We start from the raw sequence: 20,947 nt of genomic DNA on the forward strand, positions 1-20,947 counted from the left end.
GGTTCATGGGGTCAGAACTTGAGTTCATAGCCATCCCCCATCAGGTCGCTGATCTGGCGCATGATTTCGATCACGGCGGCGCGGGAGAAGGTGTCGCCCTTGATCTCGACAAAGGCCGGCGCACGGCTCGCCCCTTCATTGGACCCAGCGGGCGCAGATGTGGCGACAGACGAGTAGGGCACACTTGGCCGGCTGGAGCCGCCCGGTCGCGCGGCGGCGATACTGGCGATCTGCGCCGCTCCGGCGGCGGCGACAGCGGCGGCGGCGGCAAAGTTCGCCGGAGGCGGCAACTTCAGTGCCTCGGTCACACCCACGGCGGTATTCACTACCGCCTGCCCGATGCCGAAAGCCTTGGCCGCGAGGAACCCTTTTTCTCCAAACGCTGCTGCGAGATCCGAGAGCGAGCCGAGCGTGTCAGAGACACCCCGCCATGTCATGTCCCGGATTTGCTGATCGCGTGCCGCCTGCCGCTCAGCAATGGCGTTCATGTTGTCGGAATATTCCTGCTGCGCCCGCAGAGAGAGGTCGCGCCACTCGGCCTCCATTCCCTCCCGCCCTTGGTAGAAGGTCGCGAGCGTCTCCATGCGTTGCGCATAAGTTTGCTCTTCGAGTTCCGCCTCGGTCATCAGCGACTGGCGCAAGCTCTCCACCCGTGCGCCAAGCTGATCCACTTCGGTTGCCTGCGCGCGACCACCGCCGCCACTCGTTATCGCTGGCGGCGCGCTGGAGGGAGGCGGCAGGTTGCCGCCGAAATCCACCGGCTGCGACTGTTCGCGCAGCTTCAGCCTCATCTGGAGATTGTCGCGCTCCTGCTCCAGCCAGGGCATGCCCTTGCCGCCATACTGCGTCTCATAAAGAAATCGCTGTGCCCCCGAGGAGGATGCGATGCGCTCGATCTCTTTGAGCCGGTCGCGGATCGTCGTAAGGCCCTGATCCGCCGGCTTTTTAAGCATGTCCAGGAACCCGCGCAGGGCGGCTGCTGAATCGACAATGGCCGTTTTGAGATAGGTGTCTACCGTCGCCGACAACTCGCGAAACTGTTTGTCGAGTTCGACCGCAGACTTGACGGTGTCTTCACCGATCACGCGATTGAGCTCATGCGCGCGCTCGATCGTCCTTTTGATCCCCGCCGAACCCTGATCGATCAGCTGCACAAACTGCTCGCCGCCGGAGCCGCCGAGCAGCTCATCGAAGACACGAATCTGCGCTGCCTTGTCGAGTTGCCCTACCCGATCGATGATCTCCAGCATCAGCGCCGAAGGGTCTTTCAGCTTCTCCTTGAGGTCTTCGGCGCCATAGCCCAGCCGCTGGAAGGCGTCTGCTGCGCTGCCGCCGCCGGTGACGATGAATTCATCAGCCCGGAGGTTCAGCTCCTTGAACCCGTCGACCATAGCGTCGAGGCCGATGCGGTTTTGCTCGGCGACGAATTTCCATTCTTGGAACGCGGTAATGGAAAGGCCCGCCCTTTTGGCCTCATCGCCCAGCGTCGCCATCTCGGCGGCGGCATTGCGTACCGCCGCTGCTACCCCGGCAAAGCCGATACCGGCCAGCGCCGCGCCCATGCCGAGGGCGGCGGAGGAAACAACTCCGGCGGCGCCGGCCAACCCGCTCCGCAGATTGGCGGCCAGTCCCTTGGCATCGCGGCCGACACGCGCGACACCGTCGTCGAATTCGGCCGTGTCGAGACCAAGTATGGCCCGCAGGCTGCCGACGACCAGTCCCTTTGCCATTTCTCACCTTTTCCGTGCAGAGCCGGTCGTCGCCGCCGCCCATTGGCGAAGAATCGCCATCTGCTCTTCCGCCGTCTGCGGGCGTGGCGCCGCGCCGCGCCGTGCGATTTGCAGAGTCTTCAGCTTCGGCAGTCGCTTGCCGCGCGCCAGCGCTGCCCCGATCCACGTCAGCCCGGCACGGTCGTTGTAGGCGCGGCGATCACGCTCGCCGGCGGCTTCCATCATCAGCGTGATCTCGCGTAGGGTGAGCCCCCAGAAGGGCGACGGGTCGAGGCCAAGCTCTATCCAGCCGGACAGCAGCGGGCCGGGGTCGATCAGCCCGCCGCCAGCGGAGGGCGGGCGTCCGCCCCCGCCTTCTTGGGGGGAAAGGCAAGGGTAAACGCCTGCGTCACCCCCGCCAGTGCCGCCGGCAGGCCCGCCTCTCCCAGCACGTCACCCGCCTTGGCCTCATCCACCGTGTGGTGGTCGCGCAAGGCTGCCCACAGCACCGCGCGCAGCAGGGTAAGCGACATGAGGCTGGGGTCGCCGTGCATGGCCAGAAGATCGGTCATCACGGCCCCCATCGGCCGTCCGAGATGCGCCTCCAGAGCGCACATGGCGTTGATCGACATGGACAGCGTATAGGTCACGCCGCCGGCGGTGAGCGGCACCTGGCCGCGATGCGGGTTTGCCATGGTGCTCACGCCGCGATGTCGGCAAGGCCGGCGCTGGTGGCGCTGGCGCTACCTTCCGAATTGGTGGCGGTGACGGTCACGGTGATGGTGTCCGCTGCGTCGCTGGCCTGCAGTGTATAGGTCTGGCTGGTGGCGCCCGCGAGGTTGGTGCCCTCATTTTTCCACTGGTAGTCATAGCTCGGCGCGCCGCTCCACACGCCCGGATAGGCGGTCAGCACCTGCCCCACCTGCGCCACGCCGGAGATCGCCGGCTTGATGGAGTTGACCGGGGCCGCAGCAGCACCGTGCTCGACAACGCCGCTCACCTTCACCGTAAGTGTGGCGGTCATCTTTTCGTCCATCGGCACAGCAGGGGAGTAGCCGGTGATGATAGCGTCGAAAGTCACGCTCTCCCCGTCGGGAAAGGTTGCGCGGGCCTTCACCTTCATGCGCAGCACACTCAGGATGATCGCCTCGCCCGCGCTGCCGGGCATGAAGTTCATTTCGATCGAGCACTCGCCCGGGTCCACGAGGCCGGGGATGAATTCCCGCGTGCCGCTGGGCGACTGCATATGCGTCACATCGATCGCGTCCACCGCGAACGAAGGAGGGGTCAGCGAGGTAGCCTGACCGGGAGACGCCCAGGTCGCGCCGCCATCGGTCGAGATCTCGAAAAGACTGCCGTAGCCAATGCCGGGCTCGTCCATGGTCGCAACTCCAGTATGGATGATGTGGAAAGGGTCAGGCCGCGACGCGCGACCAGATGTCGAAATCCAGCGAGACGAGGTGGAACACCTCGCTCTCGATCTTCTCCGCGCTCATGCGCTGGGCGCTGGGGAACACCCCGCCGAAGACGATGCCGGCATGAGTGCCGCGATAGCCGGCCAGCAGCGCACTCACGGCTCGCCCAGCCAAGAGGGCCGGACGCCCCGCGCTGGTGTCCGGCTTGTCTTTGGCTGCCCGCGCCCGCACGTCGATCTGCACGAGAGCGCCATCGAGCCCGTCCATGCCGCGCATGTGCATGCCCACTGCGCCACCGACCCGGGCGAGCCGTATGGCTGGCGAGGCGATGCCCTGCGGGAACACATTCCAGTTGATCCGGGTGCCGACCAGCGCCGCCAGCGGCGCGTCGGCCAGCATCAGGGAAACAAGCGCCTCTTCCATCACCTCGCCCCTGTGGTCCCGGCCTTGGGCGCACGCTTGGCCCTCGCGCGCTTAGGTCTAAGTGCCCGCGCCGCTGCCCGCCGCGCCGCCTTGTCGATCTCGGTGGAAAGCTCGCCCTTGATCCGGCCGAGCACCTGCTCGCGGGTGGCGGAGAAGGCCGGGCGTAGATAGGCGCGCGGCGCCTGCTTGACCGAACCGAATTCCTGCACGATGCGCTTGATCGCGTTGCGCTTGCTCTTCGCCTTGGCCGGGCCGACATACACCTCGACGAATGCCTTGCCCGCGCCGGCCTGCCGGCGCGCATCGCGCAGCGCCGTCTGCGCCTCGCCCTTGCTGCCGCCGGCGCGCATCACCTCGCCAAAGGCCCGCAGCCCGGCATCGCCCTCGACGCTGTTTTTCGTCGCGGCGATAATCGATTCCGACAGCTCGCCCGTCTCGCCTTTCGGCGCCAGCGCCGCCGCCTTGGCCACCATGGGCTGCGCCGAGCGGATAAGCGCCCGCCGCATCACGCCGCGCGCCGTCGCCTTCGACAGCTCGCTCAGCGCCGCGTCGAGTTCCTTAAGGCCTTCAACGGAAACCTTGAGCCTGCCGACCATCACTCGGCCCTCGCCGAGGCGGTGATCTCGATCCCGTCGCGCCGACCGATCTCCTTGGCGCCTGATATGTCGAAAGTCCGGCCCTCGAAATCCAGCCACCACAGAGGCGACAGGGCGGCGACATCAGGGCTCCAGCGTATGCGGAAGCGGGCGGTGATCGTCGCCCCCACCTCCGCCGACTGCATCCGCTCGCGGTCGGAGGCCGGCGCATATTCCGCCCACACCCCCCGCGCCACCGGCGCGCCGAGGATCGGTGCGTTGAAGCCGTCGCGCCCCGTCTCGGCACCCGGCTCATAGAGCGTGATGCGGCGGTCCATCTTGCCGGGGTCGGCCATCAGAACCTCCGCACCCGGATCAGCTTGCGCAAATCATGCGCGGCGGCGGGATACTGGCCGAAGGCCTCGCGGTCGTCGTACCAGTATTTGGTCAGCAGCCGCACGCCCTGCTTCGCAATGGCGAGAAAGGGCTCGCCTTCCGGGCAGCCGGCGACATAGCGAATGCGGATCGTGTCCGGCGCGGCATCCAACGGCCAGGGGGAAGCAGGCAGAAGCTGCCCATCCACCCGCCGCCCATCGGCAAAGCGCACGTCAGCGGCATCAATGGTCTGCTCGGCACCCTCGGCATCGACATAGGCGATGCTGACAAGCGAGGTGAAGGTGGGCGCCGGAATGTCGATGCCCCCGCACGGAAAGCAGGGGAGATCGAATTCCAGCGTCTGGGCGCCAATGGCGCGGCCGATGCTGCGAGGGCCGTCGAAAAACGCCGAAGCCGACGCGAGGAAGGCGTTGATCAGATCGTCTTCCAGGGTGGAATCCACGCGCAGATACAGCTTGGCCTCCACCAGCGTCACGAGCGGATCCGGTGCTTCGACGACCCTCGGCAGCATGGCGTCAGGCCTGGTCGGCTTCGGGCTTGTTGAAGCCATGGCCCTTCAGCACGATGGCGGCGATCGGCGTGCCGGTGCCGTGCGTGCCGGCGAAGTCGGCCAGAAGCTTCAGATAGCGCCGCCCGCCTTTGTAGCCGGCGCGGTAGACCGCTGCCGCCGCATGCGCCGCCACCAGCGACTTGATGATCCCGCCCGCGGCGACGGTGACGCCGAGCACGTCCTTCTGCTCCACCGCGTCATAGGTCGAATCGTCGTCGCTGTGCGTCAGCTTGAATTCGACCTTGTTGGTGCCGGAAAAGGTGATGCCGCCAATGCCGATGGCGAGCACGATCTCGGCGGCGTTGTAGCCCTGCAGGTCGATGGCGGCAGGGGTATTGTCGGCCGACAGGGTGGCGTTGCCGATGGCAACGGCCGCCGTCAGCCCCGAATGAATGTCCTTCATGGGGAAGCCCTTTGCGAAGAGGTGGGTTTTGCCGCAGGGGCGCGGCATCAGGCCGGCGGCGCGCGCCGCCGGCCGGGGCGCGATATCGTCAGGTGCTGATCTTCAGCAGCTTGATGGCCTCGAAGTTCTGCACGCCGCCGCCAACCCGCTTGGTGGTGTAGAACGCCACCTTGCCGTTCACCTTGTAGGGGTTGCGGAGCACGCGGATGCCGGCGCGGTCGATCACGAGATAGCCACGCTGAAAGTCGCCGAAGGCGATCGGGAAGGCATTGGCCGCCACCGAAGGCATGTTGTCGTCGGTGATCACGGGCTTGCCGAGAATGGTCGACGGCGCCTCGGGGGTGGTCGGCGGCGCCCAGAGATAATTACCCTGTCCGTCCTTCATCTTGCGCAGCGAGCCCACCGTGACATCGGACATCAGCCAGTTGGCATTGTTGCGATAGCCGGCCTTCAGCGCGTGGAAGACTTCGATCAGCGCATCGGCCGGCGCCGAAGTGGCGAAGGCCGCGGCAGCGCCGCTGACGATGAAGCCGAGCTTGCCCCAGGCATAGGAGGCATTCGCCACCATGTCATAGGAGAGCAGCCCGCGGGGCTTCTTCACGCCATTGCCGGTGATGAAGGAGGCGCCTTCCATCTCGGCGAAGGTGGTGGACACCTCGTCGGCCAGCCACTGCTCGATGTCGATCCGCGCGTCGTCGAGCACGATCTGGGTGGCGTAGGGCTCAGCATAGAGCTCCGCCACCGGGAATTCCGTCGACTTCAGCTTGGGCGTTTCCGTCTCGGTGCGCGCATCTTCCTCGCCCACCCAGCCGGCGCCGGCGCCGCCCATATTGACATCCTTGGTGTAGGAGCCGGTCGAGATCGTGATGACGCGGGAGGCCGAGCGCAGCGCCGAGACGGTGCCGAGCACGCGGTCGATGGTGGCTTCCATCGTGGTGGGCACCACGAACCCACCATCGGGGTTGGACTGGCTGGTGAGGCCGGCCTTCACTTCCAGATCGCGCAGGCCATCCTTCACGTCGCGGCGGAAGTAGGATTCGAAGGCGTGGGCATGCGCCTGCACATCGGCATTCGGCGCACCGCCGCCACCGCCGCCGAGCTTCAGCGCGGCAATAGCGGCATTGATCTCGTCGAGCGCGGCGGTATGCCGGGAAATGTCGGCGTTGATGCGCTCGACCTTTTCGGTCTGCACCGGGTCATCCACCTTCTTACGGATGTCGGCCAAGGCCTTTTCCTGCTCGGCCTTGAAGGCTTCGACGGTGCGGCGAAGTTCATTGAACACCTTCACCGGGTCGTCATTGGCATCGGCGCGCACCCGCTGGATGCCGCGAAACGAAGACGCCGGCGCGGCGAACATCGCCATGGCGGCAGGGGCGGCGAGGCCGCTGGAATAGTGCGCGAGAGCCGTCATCACATGGGCGTCGACACACAGGAGGGCGATTGCCGCGACGGCCAGCGCCGCGAGCAGAATGTTGCGCTTCATGGCGCGTCCTTTCAGCTTTTCAGGTTTTCCATGAACCGACGAATGTCGGCGAGGTCGACGCCTGCATCGCGCGTGGCGTTCCGGGTTGCATCGCGCTGGCCCAGAGAGAAGATTTCGTCCCGCTGCTTCCGGGTGAGGCCGGCATGCGCCAGCTTGGCCTCCCAGCGGCGGCGGGCGAGAATGGGTTCGGGAACGTCGGCCCGCGCCGAGGGGGCGGCATCCGCCGCGCCGTCGAAAGTGCCATCGGCGAACTTCTGATCAATCGCCTCGGCCGCCGTCAGATAGGTGCCATCCGAGCGGCGAGAAGGGCCGTCGAGCATGGCGATGATGTCGGCCTCGCTCTTCCCCGTCCGCCCGGCATAGATCGCCGCCATGTTGCGGTCGAACCCGTCGAACACGGGCGCTGCCGCCGTGAAGTCGTGATAGTTGCCGATCACCGCGCCCCAGGCGCGATGGATCATCATGGTGGTGCCTTCGCCCATCAGCACCTCGTCGCCGGCCATGGCGATGATCGAGGCGGCGGAGGCGGCGATTCCCATCACCTTCACCGTCACCTTGCCCGGGTGCTCGGCCAGCTGGTTATAGATCGCCAGGCCCTCGAACATGTCGCCGCCCGGCGAATTGATCTTCACCGTCACGTCGCGACCGCCGATGCTGCGCAGGATCCCGCCCATTTTCTTGGCGGTGAAGCCATCGCCCGACCACCAGTCCTCGCCGATCACGTCATAGAGCGAGATCGTGTTGGCGTCGTCATCCGCCGCCAGCGGGCGCTCCGCCCAATGCGACAAGGCATCCGCCCGTGCATCCCAGCTGTAGCAATTGGGCAGCGCCACCGCGCTCGCCTTACGCAGGGTTTTGAGGCTCATTGCTCGGATCTTCCTGTGTTGCCGGCGGCGGCACGGGGGCGGATGGCATGGCATCGGACGGCAGGTCGTCGCCGCCCGGCAGCGGGCTGAAGCCGGTCGCCCGGCGCGCCTCATTCTTGGTAAGCCAGCCGCCCCGTCCGCCGGCGCCCAGCGCCTTGGAAAAGAAGTCGGCCTGATCCTTCATCGAGCCGCGCAGCAGCTCCTGCTCGTCAAAGTCCACGCGATAGCCGGCGCGGCGCTCCTCACGGGTCAGGGCGCAGCGCGCCAGCGCCTCCTCCCACACCGTGAACCATGGCGCGAGGCCGAAGCGGACAAACATGGTCGCCAGCTGCTCGATGCCGGAACCCCAGGACGTTTCGTCCACCATCAGCAGCGGCCGCGGCACGCCGAAGGCGCGGGCAACCTCTTCCACCTGGTATTGGCGGGTTTCCAGATGCTGGTTGTCCACCGCCGAACTGGAGATGGCGGCAACGGTTCCGCCCTCCTCAAGAATGAGGTGGCGCCCTGCGTTCTCGCCGCCGGCGCGCCGCGAGGCCATGCCTTCCTGCAGGCGCTGATAGGCCTCGGGCGAAAGATGCTCCGGGAATTGGAAAGCGCCCGGTGTGATCTGTCCGTTCTTGAACAGGTTGGCCGCCGCCTGCTCGGCCTTCAGCGCCAGCCCCAGCGCTTCCTTGGCGTAGCGGGTGCGCGAAAGCCCGTTCAGCCCGTCCACCGACGTACCGCGCAGGTGCAAAATCTCCTGCGGCGTGAAGATCGCCACCCCGCCATCGGGGCGGCTGTAATGGTAGCGGACGCTATAGTCCGGCATCTGCTCCACCCGCACCCGGTGAGGGTCAAGCGGAATAAGCCGGATCACCCGACCCATCGACCAGACCGCCAGGGCGAAGGCGTTTTCATAAAGCAGCGCCCGCGCCTGCATCGTGCTCTTGAACTCGAAAGGCGTTTGCCAGCCATTCGGTTCATGCATCAGCACCCAGTAGAGCGGGTGGTTCACCTCTGTCGTCAGCGTGCCATCAGCAAGCACACGGATCACCGGGGCCGGCAGCCGCCCGACAGCGGAAGAGATCAGGTCGATGCACCGGAACGCCGCTGATACCCGCAGCGCCGCCAGCGGCGTCATTACCACGCCGCTCTCGGTCTCGGCTCCGCCCCGCAGCTGGGCGGCGAAATTCGGATCGCTGATGTCGATCTCGACACCGCCATCGCCGGCGCTTGCGCGCACCGATGCCGTCCCGGCACCGAACATGCCTCGCAGCCAGCCCAGGGCGCTCATGATGCCTCACACATAAAGAACGCCGCGCGTCTCGTAGACCGAGCGCGGGTTATGGGCGACAGGGTTGAGGAACATCAGCATGGCGGCGTTAAACAGCGCCATCAGCATGTCGATCTTCCCGGCACCGGCCAGTTCCTTGGTCACGACATAGTTGCTGCCGCGCAGCGTCTGCTTCGCGTTGCTGACACACCACGCCATGATGGGCTGGTCGCCATGCACCATCCGCCCGCCTTCCAGCTTCAGCGGCACCGAGGAAATCGCCGTCTGCAGCTTCCAGCCCTGCGTCACCGCCTCCACCAGCGGCTGCGTCAGTTTCTTTTCTTCCAGCGCGTCGAGCAGCAGCGCGATGCCGGCGCTGTCCAGCCCGATCCCGCTCGTCTCCGGCAGCAGGCCGCTTTCCTTCAGCACCCGGCAAATCTCCGCCGCCTGCTCGGCCTGCTCTTCGCCGGTCTCGACCAGAACAAGATCGCCATCCTCGACGAAGTCGCGCAGCCGCGAGGCGATGCTCTTGCGCTCCTCGAAGACACTCGGACGCGCCCAGGCCCGCCCCCAGCCAAGCCACCGCTTGGTGCGCGTCTCCCGGCCCAGCACATAGAGCGCGGCGAGATCGTCGGCGCCGCCCCAGTCGATCCCGACCGTGCACACTTCCGATCGCGCCAGCAGTTCATCAAGGCCTGTAAGGCGGCTGTCGATGCAGCTCGCCCAGTGGGGGGTGCCAGACCAACCGTCACCGGAGAGGCCAACACCGATCTCTATATTGAGGTGCTGCGAGGCCCATATCTGTTCGGCCTCCCGCGTGACCTTGCCATTGTTCTCATAGTCGTCGATCAGCGCCTGGCGATCGATTGAGCGGTCGATATTCGGCAGTACGAGATCCCAGTTCTTCGGGTCGCGCCAGAAGGCTTGGTCGAGCTGCTTCTCGACAGGAAATTCGTACAGGACCGGCAGCATGATCGGGGAGGGGCCTCCCTTGCCGTCGCGGATCTTGCGCGCCTTCTCCAGTTCCGTCTTCCAGATGCCCGCGGGCGGTTCATCCGACTGGGTCGTGATCATCAGCACCTTGCCGCGCTGTTTGGTGATGCCACCCCCTCGGATCTGCTGCATCACCGCCGCCGCCTTGGCCTTCTTCCCCAGCTCATGCAATTCGTCGATGATCGTGAGAATCGGTATCTCGCCCGTCACGATGGTCGTGTCGAAGGTCTTCACATCGAGCGCGGTGCCGGTCTTGTTGCGGGTGATGCACTTGAGGTGATCCTGCACCTTGAAGATATCCCGCAGCCGGGAATCGAGGCGGATCATCCCCTGCGCCTGGTCGAAGCAGCGCTCCGAAATGTTCTGGCTGGGCGCCACCAGCAACATCTGCCGGTTCGGCGTCTCCTCCATGTAGAGCGCGGTCAAGCCGAGCGCGGCCACATTGGTGGTCTTGGAGTTCTTTTTCGGCACCATGCAGAGCAGTTCCCAAACCAGCGCTAGCCCCGTTTCCGGGTCTTCGCTGGCGAGGAATGCGCACAATATGTCGCGGAACCACTCGCCGCAGGCCTCCACCATTGGCGGGTTTCCCGGCACATCCGGAAGCCGCAGACGGTTGAAGAACGCCTTCCCTTTGGCCGCCTTTGCCGGATTGAATGGCACGTCGGCCATCGGCGGCAGCCCGGCCTGCAGCCGCTCCCACCAGTCCGGGCAGGCGAAGCGGGGAAGGGCGTCAGTGGCGGGCAAAGCTCGCCGCCTCCTGCTCCAGATCAGCCATCAGGTCGGCGTCGGCCTCCAGCGCGCGCTCCTTGTCGATCACCTTCTTGCCGATCCGCTCCGGCGCCGGCGCTCCGCGATCACTCGGCGGCGCCTTGCCCATATCATCCTCCATCCGCATCAGGTCGGAGCGCTCGACCATCCGGCCCAGCTCCTTCAACGCCTGTATGTTCCCGGCGTTGGCCTGCTCCATGGCGATCTCGAAACGCCGCGCATCGAGCCGGTCGCGCATCGCGTCCCGCGCCCGGAGCTCGGCTCTAAAATAGCGCTTCACGGTCGCCGGTGAGACGCCAATCCCGTTGGCCATCCGCGTGATAGACCAACCAAGAGCCAGTAAGAGCTTGATTTTATTACGATCTTTCTCCGATGGCTCAAACGAAGGGCGACCACGCCGCCCCTGACCGACCCGGATCGGATGCCCGAACAGGTCGAATTTTTCGTCCATCAGAAAAAAATCCCCGAATGAGAAGGACGCGGGTAGGGAAGCGGGGGGGCTGGGAGACTTTTCACCCCCCCCACCCCCTGCCGAAAATCCAATATTGTGAGCGTAAGGCTTGCCTTGTGGGCTTGTTGATCCCTTGCCACAGAGGGCATCACCAGCCAGCACGCCGCTCCTCTGCCTGCTTCACCTTGTCGTGGCACGGCTTGCACAAGGTCTGCAGGTTGTTCTCATCCCAGAACAACGCTTCGTCACCGTGATGCGGCACGCGATGATCGCAGACGAGCCGTGACGTGTTCGGCTCTATCACCCTGCATCCGGGCATCTGGCAGGCGAACAGGTCCCGCAGGAACACCTTCAGCCGCAGACGTTTCCACCGGGCCAGATCGTACCAGGCGCGCCACGGCTTGGTCGCATAGCGCAACCTATCCCGAGAGGGGCCATCATGGGCTTGAGTGGCGAGACGGGAGGGGGCCACCTTGTAGCGCGAGGGGATCGCCTTCAGCCGCCCCATCGCCACCCTCCAGACATGCGAAAGGCCCGAAGCGTTTTCGCCCGGGCCTCTTTATCCGTGCACAGTGAGCACCAAAACCAAGGCGCGCGTCAAGCCCCCATCATCGACAAACCGCGCAATGACGGGAGAATGCGGCTTTGCCGGCCCTCCGGCTCCCACGGGCGGGCCGCGCGTGCCGGCCCGGTGGCCCTGTGCGCGTCGAGCGATTCGCCCAGCATGCTCGCCAGCGCGGTGAGGGCGGCATGCCACACCTCATATTCCGCACGGTCGCAGGCGGCATGCACCGGTGAGGGCACCAGCTCCATCTTGCGATAGGCGCCGGGGTAGGCCCGTCGGCGCGAGGCGCACCACCCATCCACCTCATGCTCGTTATAGCCGATGATCTCGCCGTTCACGGTCTGCGGCACCTTGCGCTTCATGAACCACTTGGGGTGCCCGCCATTGTCGCCGCGCACATAGCGATACTCGATCGGCTCCGCCTCCCAGTCCGGCACCGTGCCCATCATGGCATGCTTGCGCACCAGCCAGCCGGGCGAGGTCTTGAACCTCAAGCCCCCATCCTCGCCGGGCACCGCCAGCCGGTCGAGTGCATCGGAAATCACCTTCGCGCCGGCCTCGCCCCAGCCATCGGCTGGCGCCATGTCGGCGAAGGGCCACCAGCCCGCCGGCACATCGAGGTGCAGCCCGTCCAGCTCCGCCACCACGCGGTCGATGGCCAGCGCGTCCGCATGCGGCCCGCCCGTCGCCATCCGGTCAGGCGTCACGCCATAGACGTTCCGCACATCCCGGTCGTCGATCACCGTACCCAGCTTGCCAAAGAGCGACATGGAGGCCCAGCCCGCCCCGTGCGCCGCCGGCCCTGTCGGCGCTGCCGGCACCTTCGGCAGTTCCGTCCGGTACGCCCAGATCAGCAGATCCTCGATATCGGTGGTCGTCTTCATCGCCGGCCCCTGTTGCTGTCCAACCTGTCCAACCTTTTCAGAACAGAAATAAGAGGTTGGACACTCGCAAAGCCTTGCAGTCGCTCGCTTTGTCCAACCTGTCCAACCTGTCCAACCTAATTTCGACCTATTCCCCGTGAGACAGGGACCTTCGGCGCAATTCACATTCCGCCAGCGGCCTTCACGGGCACGCGAGCGCACGCGCACGTGCGAGGAAAAAGGTTGGACAGGTTGGACAGGTTAGGCAGCGCGTTGATATCGCTAGCGTTTTCCTGTCCAACCTTTCCCGCCGCGTCCAACCTAGGTTGGACGAAAGCGCCTCTACCCCTTCAACCCGATCTCTCTCACGCCTCGTCATCGCCCCAATCCACGGCTTGGCCGAGTTCGCTGACGAAGGCATCGCGGCAGTCAGCGAGGCTTGGCATGACAAAGCACCAGGCGCGTCGCATCACGCCCGCCTCAGCCTCGATCGTGAGCCGGCGCTTGGTGATGCCCGGCACCAGCTTGCGCAGCTTCATGCCGAGGGCGGTTTCTTCCGCCTTCCGCCGTATGCCGATCTTGTCGGAAATGTCGATATAGTCGGCGAACAGGGCGTCACACGACACCTCTTCAAGCCATGTCGCCGAGTTGCGGGTGCTGGTGCCCTTTTCCAGCCGGCCGAACCACCATGATTCCACGCTGTCGAGCGAGCGCAGCTTCTGTTCCAGCAGGCCGCCGGTGCGCGGTATCTTCCGCAAGTCCACCTGCGAAAGGTCAAAGGCCAGCAAATCGTGCAGCAGCGCCTCGCGCCCGCCCGCATCAAGCTCTTCGTCCATCTCGCGGAAATAGTCGGTGTTCTGGGCGCAGCGCGGGTTGATGTCGAGCACGCAGAAGCGCCGCTCATCCTTGCCCGCAGGCACCACCCAGTCCTCATTCGAGGTCATGAGTAGCCGCACGAAATTGTCGATGCGTATGGGGTCGATGCCCTTGTTCTCGATCATCTGGAACTTGGAGGTGACAAGGCCCTTGAGCCGGCCTTCCGCCGCCTTGTCGCCGGCCCACACCGCTTCCTCGGCCTGCAGCAGCAGGCACGACGCCATGTGCGCGTTGAACTGGCCGGTGATGTAGCGCGGGTCATCGACCGCGAAATAATGGGCGGCAATCAGCCCGCCGATCACCTCGCCGATCTTGGTCTTTCCGGTGCCCATCTTGCCGCGCATGACCACGGCGGTGCCGATCCGCTCGCGCGGGCGCTGCAGCAGGTGGGCAAACCAGCCGAACACCCATCGGAATAGATCGGGGTCGCCATCACAGACATTGTTGAGCAGGTGATCGCGGAAAATCGCGTAGCTGCCGCCCTTTCGCGGCTCCACGGCAAAGCCGCGCCAAAGGTTCAAATAGCCGTCCGTCGCCTGCGCGTCCGGGCCGGGGTTGAACTCGATGCCCTGAAACTGCCGCCGGTCCCGCGCACTCAGCCAGCGCGTCGCCCATGTCACCACCTTCAGGTCGCCCTGGGGATTCACCGTCTCGGTGAAGCGGTTGGAAAACCACTGCCGGAAGGCGTCGACGGAGATGATGCGCAGCCGATCTTCGATCGGCCCGGCGCCCTGCTCGCGCACCATCACGGCCTTGGAGCCCATCAGCACCAGCGCCCATTCCGCGTTCATGTCGTCGGTGGAATAGCCCATGGCACGCCCGCGTGGCGGCGCGTCATCCTCGCCGACATCGGCCGCCGGCTTGCGCTTGCGGCGCGGCTTGGCAGGCGCTGGGGCTTCCTCGCCAACGGGATCATCGTCCGGCGCCGGCGCGGCAGGCGCGGCGGGCGCAAGCCCCTCCACCGGGTCGACCAGTTCGGCGATGGCCTCGAAAGCGTCCTGCCTCGGGTTGTCGTCCATCACGCCACCACCATCGAATTGAAGTCGTGGCCCGCCGGGGGCCAGCACGTCGCCACCCGGCGCCCCTGCCGCATGTGCCGGCGCTCGGCGCGGGCCATGGTCAGGCGAGTGGTGAAAGGGTCGCTGTCGCCATCGCCCAGCAGCCGAAGGTCCATCACACTGTCGGGCACCGGCACCGCGGCGCTGTCCATGTCCGGCTCCGGCCCCGGCACCTGCTTCACCCGGCCGGCGGGGGTGCGCTCGCTGGGGTGCGGCACGCGCGAATGGTCCGCCGCCTTGCCCGCAAGATTGCCGAGCGAAATCGAGGTCCACATCGCCGTGCCATCGAGGCAGCGCCCCGCCGCCCGCAGCGCGGTAAACACGGTCAGCACCGTCTCAATCCCCTCGCCGATAAACAGCCGGCAGGGCGAAGCCGCGCGCAGAAGCTCGATCCGCCCGCCGGCGAGAGAGCCGCGCACCTTCTTGGCCGGCAGCTTCTCGCCAGTGGTCGGGTGCACCAGCGCCAGCTTGCCCTTGGGGGCATCGAGGTCGATCCAGGTGATATGCAGCCCCGCCATCCGCCCGTCCGGCCCGGCAATGGCGGCAAGCATCGCCGGCCCCTCATGCAGAAGCCTCCAGCTTGTCCGCCCGGCCTCATCCTGCCCGTGTTCCAGATAGGGCATGGCCGGGTGCGCCCGCAGCGCCGCGCCGTCGGGCCAGTCCACCCGGCGAATCTCGCGCAGATAGGCCTCGACAGGCGTGCCGGCCAGCGGCCCGGCCCCCTGCCAGAACTCCCAGCACCGCTTGCGCTCCGCCTCGCGAAAGGCCGCGTTTTTCGCGTCGTCCGCCGCCTTGCGTTCCGCCGCCGCCCGCGCGCGCCGCTCATCCTCCGCCGGGTCGGTTTCCTGCGCCCCGCCCAGCCAGTCCACCGCTTCGCGAAAGCCCAGCCGCTCGCGCAGCTGCACCAGGCGGATCACGTCGCCGCCATCCTGGCAGCGCGCACACACCCAGCCATCGCCCCAGCACTCGAAGGCGGTGGAATCCTTGGCGTGCGGGTCCGGCGAGTGCAGCGGGCAGGGGCCTATCAGCCGCCCCTTGCGGCTGCCCCGCCGTAGGCTCACCCATTTGCCGGCGACATCGGAAACCGGGTTGCGGGCGCGCAGATCCGCGAGGGAGGATTCGGAAATCATTCCGCCGCCTCCATCTGCCGCGCGGCGACGGTGCTCCACTGTGCCGCCATGGCGGCGGCGATGCCCTCATAGGTGCGGCTGCGGTCTTTCCAGCGGTCGGGGCCGGGCGAGGCGCGGTGCACCTTCGACCACGCCTTGTGCTCGTCTGTGCCACGCGCCGGCGGCATCAACTTCTTGGTCGGCACCAGCGGCGGCAGCCCGCGCAGATAGAGCCCCGTTGCCTTGAACGCCGGGTCACCAAACCACCAGGGCTGGACCGTCTGGGGCTTTGCCCAATTCTGAATCCGCTCGCGCGCGTAGCGGTGCATGACAGGGTTTTCGACACACACCCGCTCGACGGGCGCATTCCAGCAGTCGGAAAACAGAGCCGCACCGGCGTCGAGTTCGGCCCACATCTCTTCGAGCGTCCGGCCCGGAGGCGCCGTGCGCAGCCAGCGCACCCCGCTGTTGCAAAGCCGCGTGCAGGGCGGGTGCATCACCACCAGCAGATCCCATCCGCTATCGAGATGATCGCGAACGTCGCCGATCATGTGGCGGTTGCTGCCATCCTCGGCAGGCAGCAGGTCAACCGACCAAACGTCGTGTCCGAAAGCGGCGAAGGCCCGGCGGACAACACCGGACGTCTCGCAGCCGACAAGGACGCGCAGCGGGGCGGGGTGATCGTGTAGGGAAAATGGTGCAGTCATGCCGCCGCCCTCTCGACAACTTTCGGGCTCGGGCGCAACTTTGGTGGATGCTCGACCGCTTGCTGAAGTTCATGGCTGCTATTGTCTGCTGCTTTCCCTTGCTCTTGCTGGGTGCGGCTATGTTTTCCGCGTTTGGAGAGGCACCAAATCGCTGGGCGACCGAATTGAGCCCGATATGGGTCAGTCTTGCTGGAAACGTAATCGGCGGGGCGTTCACAGTCGTCGCGGCCGGGGCAGCCCTTCTTGTTTACTATTTGCAAGCGGACGGAGAACGGCAGCGAAAGGCTGAAGAAAAGCGGCGTGCACTTCAGATGCTCTGGGCGTACGCGAACAGTGCAAAACTGTTCTGCGACCAAGCACTCCAGGCCGCTAACGCCGCCCTTATGAATACCGATGCTAACCGCAGAGTGCTGGCATTCTCTGACCTTAAGTCGCTGCGCGACAACGGCCGTGTCGCGCCATCCCGGGTTGACGCAGAGGTCGCTCTTTCGGTCGTGAACCTCGAATGCAGCATATACGTTCGGCCCATTATGAATGCGGAAGCGAACGTCGTAGATAAACTTAACCTTCTTCATCCACACGGCGTGATGACGGCAATAGACGATACACAACAAGCTATCGCTATATTCATCTCTGGTACCGCCGCAATAAGTTTCAACCAGATTAGTTCCAGTCTGGTTGGGCTGAAGGCCGTCATGAGCGATCATCACACCCCCCCCACCTGATCGAACTTGCCCGCTTCATTGCCCCACACATCCCAGCCGGCACGCGCCTGGCGGGAGAAGAGCGAGGCGCGCCGCGCCTGCGGCCATGCCGCCTCGCAACGGGCATAGAATTCATCGGGCTTTCGGGAATGCTCGCGCGCCAGCCCGTCCAGCGAATCCGCTTCCAGCGTCTCCACAAGGTTGGGAAAGCTCGCCCCGCTCCAGTCGCCGCCGGGCAGGCGGGCGATGATGTAAGGCTCGTGCAGCGAACGGGCGACATAGCCCGGCCCCCATTGCAGCTTGCCGCTGGCCGTGCGCTTGGCCCAGCCGCCGCCGGTCACCGGCTTTAGCCCCCAGCCACGAATGATCTCGACATGCGCGCCGATCGCCACCAGCGGCCACGTCGTCCACATCACGCACACGCCGCCCGGCGACAGCAGGTTGCCCACCGGCAGCGCGGCGATATCGGCCAGCGACATGGTCGCGTATTGCGCCTGCGGCGACTTCGCCTCGCCCTTCGCCGAATACAGGTCGAAGTGCCACGGCGGGTCGAGCTCGACCACGTCATAGGCGAACATGTGCAGGGGGGCGAAAGGCCAGCCCATCACCCGACCGCCTTTTCGATATCGGCCAGCCGGCGCTCCAGCCGCCCCACCTGCGCCAGCACCTCGCCGCGCGCGCGGTCGAACACCGCCATTTCCTGCTGCACCTTCAGGCCCTGTTCGGTCAGGTCCTTCGCCGCCGCCAGCGCGGCGCGCGCCTCGGCCAGCACGGGGGCGAAATCCTCCGCCCCGCCGGCGCTGCCGGCGCCATAAACCTTGCAGCGCACCTGCCGCACCCAGTCGCGCGGCACGGTCAGCGATTCCGCCACCCGCTTGTCAGTCCAGCCCTCGCCATAGCCACGCTGCGCGTCCAGATACACCTCGCCCAGCTTGTCGCGGATCAGGAAGGCCGCATCGATATCCATGGCAGGCGGCGCCTCCGCCTTGCCTGCCGGGACAGCCTTCAGGGCTGCCGGCTCGGCCTGCGGCGCGCGCGGCATCGGGGTCGGCATCTTCGCAACCATGATCTTCGCCTCTTTCCTGGCCTTGGCCTTCGACTGGAGGGAAAGGCAGCGGGGGCACACGGCCTTGCGCGCACCGTGCAGCACGTCCCAGCCGGCCTTTTTCGCCTCCGGCAGCACTTCGCCCTCAAGGTCCGGCACCCGCCCCATGAAGCGCCGCGCCCGCATCTCGAAAGCGTTGGGGCAGCACCGGCATGTGATCCGGCGGAAGGTGCCGCCCGGGTCGTCGGCGGAGGTCGGGCGCCGGGTGAAGGTGGTGATGCCGTCCTGATCGATCTCGCTCACCGCCCCATCTCCCGCGCCAGCGCTTCGGTCAGCCGCGCCCAATGGTCCGGCGCCCAAACGCCGCCGCCGCTCGACAAGGCCCGCTCGACATAGCGGGGGCTGATGCGCAGCCGCTGGGCGATCTCCCAGCGCGGGCGCCCCAGCGCGTGCATGCGGCGCACCACGGGCACCACCCGCCGCCACGGCCGCTTGACGATGAAAACGATCGGGGTGCGCGCGAGCATGGCTCACCATTTCCCCGTGTCGCCGATCTCGGCGCATTGCGAGGCCGGGCTGCCGGCACAGCCGGCATTCGGCAGCAGCCCGCGCCAGCGCAGCGGGCGGGCATCGAAGGGCGGCGGCGCGGCATCGGCCGGTGCCGCCTTGTGCGCGGCGGCAAGCGCCGCCAGCAGCGGGTCGGCGCCGTTGCCGGCGCGGCAGTCCAGCGGCTCCGGCGCTCCGGTCTCGGCCGCGATGCCGAGCAGGAACGCCCGCGCCTTCACCGCGTCGCGCGAGCGCGTGCCCAGCCCCTCAGCCTGCAGGCGGGCGGCAATGGCCGCATAGTTCAGCCCGGCATGGCGCATCCGGCACAGCGCCGCGTCCATCTCCGCTGTCCAGCCGCGCGGTTGCCGCCTCATCACCGCACCCCATTCGCTTTGGCGGAAAGCCGGGCATAGAGGCTCGACATCGCCATCAGCGCGTCGCGCACGTCAGGCAGGGCGGCCCGCGCCTCGGCAGGGGTAATCTCCACCCCGCCCTCGGAATCAATCGCCGCGCTGGCGAATATCTTGGCCGCCGCCTCGCTCGTCTCGCGCATCGCCTCGGCGGTCAGCTGCACCGCCGCGTCACCCTCCGGGGGGGCAGGCACGAAAAAGCCGCCGGCGCACGCGGCCAGATACGCCGCGCCTTCCGTGCAGCCATAGCGCTCCGCCAGCTGGCAGGCATGGGCAAAGGCGAACTCGCCCGGCTGGTCCGGGTCCATCTGCCGGTACAGCGTCGAGCGCGCGATGTTGAGAAAGCCGACCGCCACCAGCATGCCTTCGCTCGGCGAACCATTCGGCCCATGCGCGCGGCCGATCTGGTCGAACATCCGGTCAAGCGCCTCATGCGCCGAGCCGATGACGGGCCGCTTGGTCATTCGCCGCACTCCTCTGGGGTGAGACTTTCCACCGCCGGATTATCGTTTTCGCCTGATGCAGCGGGTGCAAGGGTCGGCGCGGGATAGAGGTCAGGCCGCAACTCATGGCGCGGCACGCCGGTCACGCGCTCCACATCGAGCACGCGCTCGGCGGGGACGCGGCGCTCTTCCCAACGAAGAAACGTGCTGCGGTTCACGCCGACGAGACGTGCCAGCGATGCCACGCTATGGCCGTTGGCTTCGCGATACAGACGAAGAGGGGGCTCGGTGCTCATGATCGCGATGTTGCATTTTGTGCAACCGCCCGTCAAGCCGGCTGTTGCATCCCGATTTAACGACAGGATGCCTCGCAGGTGCAAAATGTTGCGCATGGTGCAACGCGACACGATTCATGCGGGCAAGACGCCGCCCCGTCTCCACTACATCAGGGAGTGGGCGGAAAAGCGCGGCATGACGCAGGCAGATGTGGCGCGCAAAACCGGCGCTGATAAGGGCTTGGTGTCCCGCTGGTTCAACGAAGGTGTGGTTCCGGGCGAGCGCTACCTGTCGGCTCTGGTCGAAGCCTTTCACCTTGACGAGCCGGTGGCTCTCTTCCGCCATCCCGACGAAGACTGGCTGGCCCGGTTCTTCGCAGATAGGTCGGAAGATGAGCGGGGCCGCATGATCACGGCACTTGAAGCGGCGTTCCCCCGCAGGCGGGCCTGATAACGAGGTGAGGGCTGCCGCCCTCTATGAGATCACTTCGAACAGGGTCCTGCTTTTGACATCAAGCTTGACGCCAAAACTCCCCTTGCCGCGCGAGCCTCGATCCCAGCCGCCTACAATCATCGCACGGCAGCGGCCGCGCCCTCCCTTAAGCCCGGCGTGATAATAGGAGGTGGCATCGCGAGGAATATAACCGACCGTCCTGCCCATGATGTCAACGCGAATTGCTTTGCGATCATGCCGGTTGTCTGGCTCTGGCACCAGCCAGGCATCAATCATGAACTCAGCGCCATCTTCCGAACGGCCAACAAAGCTTTCCAGTTCGGCTTGGTAATTGCTCTCGCCAACGATGTTCTCGGCAAATGAGCCATCGCCGATATAGCGGATCACCCGCCGTCCTTTCGGTCGCGCAAAGCGCATGAAAGCCCAGGCCGCTAGGCTCACAATGACAATTAGAACCAGCAGCCCTTCGCCCATCGTCATCGCCTACCACCCCAACCCGGCACAGCCTACAGATCAGACTATCGTTGACCCGTGCCAAATCCAATGTGGGCGAGCGGCCCAGGGCGAGCCGAAGACATGTTTTGCCGCTCGACTCATGGGCGCCGATA

The 20,947-nt window shown here is 66.1% G+C and carries 28 protein-coding genes; 2 read left to right on the top strand and 26 right to left on the bottom strand.

The genetic code is table 11. The features are described from left to right. Positions 1-11: 11 nt before the first annotated feature. The 19 genes from J2S76_RS20850 to J2S76_RS20940 all read right to left on the bottom strand — a co-directional run bounded on the left by J2S76_RS20850 (position 12) and on the right by J2S76_RS20940 (position 16,462). Positions 12-1,730 carry a hypothetical protein gene (locus J2S76_RS20850; RefSeq protein WP_307063672.1) on the bottom strand — a complete coding sequence of 573 codons (1,719 nt, stop codon included), beginning with the start codon at positions 1,728-1,730 and terminating at the stop codon, positions 12-14. A gap of 3 nt (positions 1,731-1,733) precedes the next feature. Then, complete coding sequence (locus J2S76_RS20855) at positions 1,734-1,955, bottom strand: hypothetical protein (protein ID WP_307063674.1); 222 nt, start codon at positions 1,953-1,955, stop codon at positions 1,734-1,736. An 89-nt stretch (positions 1,956-2,044) separates the two neighbouring features. Then, the gene (locus J2S76_RS20860; protein ID WP_307063676.1) at positions 2,045-2,413 is read right to left on the bottom strand and encodes a hypothetical protein; all 369 of its coding nucleotides are present in this window, start codon (positions 2,411-2,413) and stop codon (positions 2,045-2,047) included. Next, entirely contained in the window at positions 2,410-3,090 is a 681-nt protein-coding gene (locus tag J2S76_RS20865) for a phage tail tube protein (protein ID WP_307063678.1), read from the bottom strand. Before J2S76_RS20865 ends, J2S76_RS20860 begins: the two co-directional genes overlap by 4 nt. A gap of 34 nt (positions 3,091-3,124) precedes the next feature. Then, positions 3,125-3,547, bottom strand: a complete 423-nt coding sequence (locus J2S76_RS20870; RefSeq protein WP_307063680.1) for a hypothetical protein — start codon at positions 3,545-3,547, stop codon at positions 3,125-3,127. Further along, positions 3,547-4,143, bottom strand: coding sequence for an HK97-gp10 family putative phage morphogenesis protein (locus tag J2S76_RS20875; RefSeq protein ID WP_307063682.1), 597 nt, complete (start codon positions 4,141-4,143; stop codon positions 3,547-3,549). The genes J2S76_RS20870 and J2S76_RS20875 overlap by 1 nt, the downstream gene beginning before the upstream one ends. Then, positions 4,143-4,478, bottom strand: coding sequence for a head-tail adaptor protein (locus J2S76_RS20880; protein WP_307063684.1), 336 nt, complete (start codon positions 4,476-4,478; stop codon positions 4,143-4,145). Before J2S76_RS20880 ends, J2S76_RS20875 begins: the two co-directional genes overlap by 1 nt. Continuing rightward, entirely contained in the window at positions 4,478-5,068 is a 591-nt protein-coding gene (locus J2S76_RS20885) for a head-tail connector protein (RefSeq protein ID WP_307063687.1), read from the bottom strand. Before J2S76_RS20885 ends, J2S76_RS20880 begins: the two co-directional genes overlap by 1 nt. Next, positions 5,034-5,471, bottom strand: coding sequence for a hypothetical protein (locus J2S76_RS20890; RefSeq protein ID WP_307063689.1), 438 nt, complete (start codon positions 5,469-5,471; stop codon positions 5,034-5,036). Before J2S76_RS20890 ends, J2S76_RS20885 begins: the two co-directional genes overlap by 35 nt. Before the next feature lie 88 nt (positions 5,472-5,559). Further along, positions 5,560-6,954, bottom strand: a complete 1,395-nt coding sequence (locus tag J2S76_RS20895) for a phage major capsid protein (protein ID WP_307063691.1) — start codon at positions 6,952-6,954, stop codon at positions 5,560-5,562. Positions 6,955-6,965: 11 nt separating this feature from the next. Continuing rightward, on the bottom strand, positions 6,966-7,820 hold the full coding sequence (locus J2S76_RS20900; protein WP_307063693.1) for a head maturation protease, ClpP-related: 855 nt from the start codon (positions 7,818-7,820) through the stop codon (positions 6,966-6,968). Further along, entirely contained in the window at positions 7,798-9,093 is a 1,296-nt protein-coding gene (locus J2S76_RS20905) for a phage portal protein (RefSeq protein ID WP_307063694.1), read from the bottom strand. The genes J2S76_RS20900 and J2S76_RS20905 overlap by 23 nt, the downstream gene beginning before the upstream one ends. A 6-nt stretch (positions 9,094-9,099) precedes the next feature. Beyond that, positions 9,100-10,809, bottom strand: a complete 1,710-nt coding sequence (locus tag J2S76_RS20910) for a terminase large subunit domain-containing protein (protein ID WP_307063695.1) — start codon at positions 10,807-10,809, stop codon at positions 9,100-9,102. Beyond that, a complete protein-coding gene (locus J2S76_RS20915; RefSeq protein ID WP_307063697.1) occupies positions 10,796-11,284 on the bottom strand; it encodes a helix-turn-helix domain-containing protein in 489 nt (162 codons plus the stop codon). Before J2S76_RS20915 ends, J2S76_RS20910 begins: the two co-directional genes overlap by 14 nt. Positions 11,285-11,432: 148 nt before the next feature. Then, on the bottom strand, positions 11,433-11,792 hold the full coding sequence (locus J2S76_RS20920) for an HNH endonuclease (RefSeq protein ID WP_307063699.1): 360 nt from the start codon (positions 11,790-11,792) through the stop codon (positions 11,433-11,435). Positions 11,793-11,881: 89 nt separating this feature from the next. Then, positions 11,882-12,733 (bottom strand): hypothetical protein, encoded by an 852-nt coding sequence (locus J2S76_RS20925; RefSeq protein ID WP_307063701.1) that lies wholly within the window; start codon positions 12,731-12,733, stop codon positions 11,882-11,884. A gap of 344 nt (positions 12,734-13,077) precedes the next feature. Further along, entirely contained in the window at positions 13,078-14,607 is a 1,530-nt protein-coding gene (locus J2S76_RS20930; RefSeq protein ID WP_307063704.1) for a primase-helicase family protein, read from the bottom strand. Then, on the bottom strand, positions 14,607-15,776 hold the full coding sequence (locus J2S76_RS20935) for a DUF7146 domain-containing protein (protein WP_307063706.1): 1,170 nt from the start codon (positions 15,774-15,776) through the stop codon (positions 14,607-14,609). The genes J2S76_RS20930 and J2S76_RS20935 overlap by 1 nt, the downstream gene beginning before the upstream one ends. Further along, positions 15,773-16,462: a hypothetical protein gene (locus J2S76_RS20940; protein WP_307063708.1), complete on the bottom strand. Its 690-nt coding sequence runs from the start codon at positions 16,460-16,462 to the stop codon at positions 15,773-15,775. The genes J2S76_RS20935 and J2S76_RS20940 overlap by 4 nt, the downstream gene beginning before the upstream one ends. 59 nt (positions 16,463-16,521) lie before the next feature. Here J2S76_RS20940 and J2S76_RS20945 point away from each other — a divergent pair, with 59 nt between their 5' ends. Next, on the top strand, positions 16,522-17,187 hold the full coding sequence (locus tag J2S76_RS20945; protein WP_307063710.1) for a hypothetical protein: 666 nt from the start codon (positions 16,522-16,524) through the stop codon (positions 17,185-17,187). Here J2S76_RS20945 and J2S76_RS20950 read toward each other — a convergent pair. From J2S76_RS20950 to J2S76_RS20975, 6 genes are read right to left on the bottom strand one after another with little or no spacing between them, the layout of a single operon-like run. After that, positions 17,169-17,771, bottom strand: a complete 603-nt coding sequence (locus tag J2S76_RS20950) for an MT-A70 family methyltransferase (protein ID WP_307063712.1) — start codon at positions 17,769-17,771, stop codon at positions 17,169-17,171. The genes J2S76_RS20945 and J2S76_RS20950 overlap by 19 nt on opposite strands. Next, the gene (locus J2S76_RS20955) at positions 17,771-18,514 is read right to left on the bottom strand and encodes a hypothetical protein (RefSeq protein ID WP_307063713.1); all 744 of its coding nucleotides are present in this window, start codon (positions 18,512-18,514) and stop codon (positions 17,771-17,773) included. Before J2S76_RS20955 ends, J2S76_RS20950 begins: the two co-directional genes overlap by 1 nt. Next, positions 18,511-18,738, bottom strand: a complete 228-nt coding sequence (locus J2S76_RS20960; RefSeq protein ID WP_307063715.1) for a hypothetical protein — start codon at positions 18,736-18,738, stop codon at positions 18,511-18,513. The genes J2S76_RS20955 and J2S76_RS20960 overlap by 4 nt, the downstream gene beginning before the upstream one ends. 3 nt (positions 18,739-18,741) lie before the next feature. Further along, positions 18,742-19,131, bottom strand: coding sequence for a hypothetical protein (locus J2S76_RS20965; protein ID WP_307063717.1), 390 nt, complete (start codon positions 19,129-19,131; stop codon positions 18,742-18,744). Further along, on the bottom strand, positions 19,131-19,631 hold the full coding sequence (locus J2S76_RS20970; RefSeq protein WP_307063719.1) for a hypothetical protein: 501 nt from the start codon (positions 19,629-19,631) through the stop codon (positions 19,131-19,133). The genes J2S76_RS20965 and J2S76_RS20970 overlap by 1 nt, the downstream gene beginning before the upstream one ends. Next, the gene (locus J2S76_RS20975; RefSeq protein ID WP_307063721.1) at positions 19,628-20,002 is read right to left on the bottom strand and encodes a transcriptional regulator; all 375 of its coding nucleotides are present in this window, start codon (positions 20,000-20,002) and stop codon (positions 19,628-19,630) included. Before J2S76_RS20975 ends, J2S76_RS20970 begins: the two co-directional genes overlap by 4 nt. On the opposite strand from J2S76_RS20975, the gene J2S76_RS20980 reads away from it, so the two are divergent. Continuing rightward, a complete protein-coding gene (locus tag J2S76_RS20980; protein WP_307063723.1) occupies positions 20,001-20,336 on the top strand; it encodes a helix-turn-helix domain-containing protein in 336 nt (111 codons plus the stop codon). The two genes, J2S76_RS20975 and J2S76_RS20980, sit on opposite strands and share 2 nt — an antisense overlap. Positions 20,337-20,360: 24 nt before the next feature. Here J2S76_RS20980 and J2S76_RS20985 read toward each other — a convergent pair whose 3' ends face one another. After that, positions 20,361-20,819: an HIRAN domain-containing protein gene (locus J2S76_RS20985; RefSeq protein WP_307063725.1), complete on the bottom strand. Its 459-nt coding sequence runs from the start codon at positions 20,817-20,819 to the stop codon at positions 20,361-20,363. Positions 20,820-20,947 lie beyond the last annotated feature (128 nt).

It is taken from the genome of Ancylobacter vacuolatus, assembly GCF_030813595.1.
Classification (GTDB): Bacteria; Pseudomonadota; Alphaproteobacteria; order Rhizobiales; family Xanthobacteraceae; genus Ancylobacter; species Ancylobacter vacuolatus.

What these genes read in the sequence shown, in the direction of transcription:
- J2S76_RS20960 (WP_307063715.1), bottom strand. Translation starts at nt 18,738, where the DNA reads ATGCTCGCGCGCACCCCGATCGTTTTCATCGTCAAGCGGCCGTGGCGG.
- J2S76_RS20925 (WP_307063701.1), bottom strand. Translation starts at nt 12,733, where the DNA reads ATGAAGACGACCACCGATATCGAGGATCTGCTGATCTGGGCGTACCGG.
- J2S76_RS20850 (WP_307063672.1), bottom strand. Translation starts at nt 1,730, where the DNA reads ATGGCAAAGGGACTGGTCGTCGGCAGCCTGCGGGCCATACTTGGTCTC.
- J2S76_RS20865 (WP_307063678.1), bottom strand. Translation starts at nt 3,090, where the DNA reads ATGGACGAGCCCGGCATTGGCTACGGCAGTCTTTTCGAGATCTCGACC.
- J2S76_RS20885 (WP_307063687.1), bottom strand. Translation starts at nt 5,068, where the DNA reads ATGGCTTCAACAAGCCCGAAGCCGACCAGGCCTGACGCCATGCTGCCG.
- J2S76_RS20940 (WP_307063708.1), bottom strand. Translation starts at nt 16,462, where the DNA reads ATGACTGCACCATTTTCCCTACACGATCACCCCGCCCCGCTGCGCGTC.
- J2S76_RS20980 (WP_307063723.1), top strand. Translation starts at nt 20,001, where the DNA reads ATGGTGCAACGCGACACGATTCATGCGGGCAAGACGCCGCCCCGTCTC.
- J2S76_RS20900 (WP_307063693.1), bottom strand. Translation starts at nt 7,820, where the DNA reads ATGAGCCTCAAAACCCTGCGTAAGGCGAGCGCGGTGGCGCTGCCCAAT.
- J2S76_RS20915 (WP_307063697.1), bottom strand. Translation starts at nt 11,284, where the DNA reads ATGGACGAAAAATTCGACCTGTTCGGGCATCCGATCCGGGTCGGTCAG.
- J2S76_RS20880 (WP_307063684.1), bottom strand. Translation starts at nt 4,478, where the DNA reads ATGGCCGACCCCGGCAAGATGGACCGCCGCATCACGCTCTATGAGCCG.
- J2S76_RS20875 (WP_307063682.1), bottom strand. Translation starts at nt 4,143, where the DNA reads ATGGTCGGCAGGCTCAAGGTTTCCGTTGAAGGCCTTAAGGAACTCGAC.
- J2S76_RS20905 (WP_307063694.1), bottom strand. Translation starts at nt 9,093, where the DNA reads ATGAGCGCCCTGGGCTGGCTGCGAGGCATGTTCGGTGCCGGGACGGCA.
- J2S76_RS20975 (WP_307063721.1), bottom strand. Translation starts at nt 20,002, where the DNA reads ATGCGCAACATTTTGCACCTGCGAGGCATCCTGTCGTTAAATCGGGAT.
- J2S76_RS20950 (WP_307063712.1), bottom strand. Translation starts at nt 17,771, where the DNA reads ATGGGCTGGCCTTTCGCCCCCCTGCACATGTTCGCCTATGACGTGGTC.
- J2S76_RS20890 (WP_307063689.1), bottom strand. Translation starts at nt 5,471, where the DNA reads ATGAAGGACATTCATTCGGGGCTGACGGCGGCCGTTGCCATCGGCAAC.
- J2S76_RS20895 (WP_307063691.1), bottom strand. Translation starts at nt 6,954, where the DNA reads ATGAAGCGCAACATTCTGCTCGCGGCGCTGGCCGTCGCGGCAATCGCC.
- J2S76_RS20870 (WP_307063680.1), bottom strand. Translation starts at nt 3,547, where the DNA reads ATGGAAGAGGCGCTTGTTTCCCTGATGCTGGCCGACGCGCCGCTGGCG.
- J2S76_RS20970 (WP_307063719.1), bottom strand. Translation starts at nt 19,631, where the DNA reads ATGACCAAGCGGCCCGTCATCGGCTCGGCGCATGAGGCGCTTGACCGG.
- J2S76_RS20920 (WP_307063699.1), bottom strand. Translation starts at nt 11,792, where the DNA reads ATGGGGCGGCTGAAGGCGATCCCCTCGCGCTACAAGGTGGCCCCCTCC.
- J2S76_RS20935 (WP_307063706.1), bottom strand. Translation starts at nt 15,776, where the DNA reads ATGATTTCCGAATCCTCCCTCGCGGATCTGCGCGCCCGCAACCCGGTT.
- J2S76_RS20930 (WP_307063704.1), bottom strand. Translation starts at nt 14,607, where the DNA reads ATGGACGACAACCCGAGGCAGGACGCTTTCGAGGCCATCGCCGAACTG.
- J2S76_RS20985 (WP_307063725.1), bottom strand. Translation starts at nt 20,819, where the DNA reads ATGACGATGGGCGAAGGGCTGCTGGTTCTAATTGTCATTGTGAGCCTA.
- J2S76_RS20965 (WP_307063717.1), bottom strand. Translation starts at nt 19,131, where the DNA reads ATGAGGCGGCAACCGCGCGGCTGGACAGCGGAGATGGACGCGGCGCTG.
- J2S76_RS20855 (WP_307063674.1), bottom strand. Translation starts at nt 1,955, where the DNA reads ATGATGGAAGCCGCCGGCGAGCGTGATCGCCGCGCCTACAACGACCGT.